Genomic DNA, 245 nt, shown 5'->3' with positions numbered 1-245 from the left:
TCTTGGGGCCTTCGGTGCTGGAGGCCGCGAGCTTGTAGATGCCCTTCAGGACGCCTTCGACGTCGAGGTTCTCCGGTTCGGCGGGCTGGGTGATGGGCTCGTTGTAGACCGTGAGGTAGTACATCAGGTTACGGTCGGCGGAATCGTGCCCGTACATGCGTTCGAGGCCGTCCCGGACGATGTGGCCCATTTCGTAGCCGTAGGCGGGGTCGTAGGTGACCACGGCGGGGTTGGTGGAGGCCAGC

At 64.5% G+C, this 245-nt stretch carries 1 protein-coding gene; it reads right to left on the bottom strand.

Annotated elements, in window-relative coordinates:
• A partial coding sequence (locus AC5RWD_RS23400; protein WP_494022292.1) for a hypothetical protein occupies positions 1 to 245 on the bottom strand: 245 nt, incomplete at both ends.

The organism is Arthrobacter sp. CMU6 (assembly GCF_059090205.1).
This window is presented reverse-complemented; position numbering and strand designations above follow the sequence as displayed.